The sequence below is a fragment of the Janthinobacterium sp. NKUCC08_JDC genome (genome assembly GCF_019345575.1).
GTDB lineage: Bacteria > Pseudomonadota > Gammaproteobacteria > Burkholderiales > Burkholderiaceae_D > Janthinobacterium > Janthinobacterium aestuarii.
Genome location: NZ_JAHKQW010000049.1, coordinates 1 through 447 on the forward strand (window position 1 = coordinate 1; position 447 = coordinate 447).

Consider the following 447-nt stretch of genomic DNA (forward strand, 5'->3'; position numbering starts at 1 on the left):
AGCTTGCCATTGCCCGTGATCTTGCCGAACTGGTTGTTGAACTGGCCCGCGTTGATAGCCAGGATGCCGGCACCAGCATGTTCCAGCTTGCCATTGATGTTCGTTAACACCGTGGCGTTCAGGGCCAGGTTGGCGCTGTTGGCGGCGATGCGGCCCGCCGTGTTGTCCAACTTGCCTGTTGTGATGACGGTGTCGCCGGTGCCCGTCTGCACGATTTCGCCGCTGGCATTGTTCAGATTCGCCACGTTCAGTTGCAACTGTCCTGCCACCAGCTGGCCCTGGCCGTTCACCAACAACTGGGCGTTGTTTGCATTGGCCGTGATGGCCAGCACGTTGCTGGCCGAGATGACGGCTTTGTTCGTCAGCACATCGCCGCTGCGCGCCGTGATGGCGATATTCGCCGCCCCCGTCTGGCTGCCAGACAGGTCCACGTTGGCGCCCGTCAGC

1 protein-coding gene is annotated in these 447 nt (G+C 61.7%); it reads right to left on the reverse strand.

Translation table 11 applies throughout. The annotated features are described in order from the left end of the window. On the reverse strand, nt 1-447 hold a 447-nt coding region (locus KO538_RS29040; protein WP_219330443.1), incomplete at both ends, for a hypothetical protein.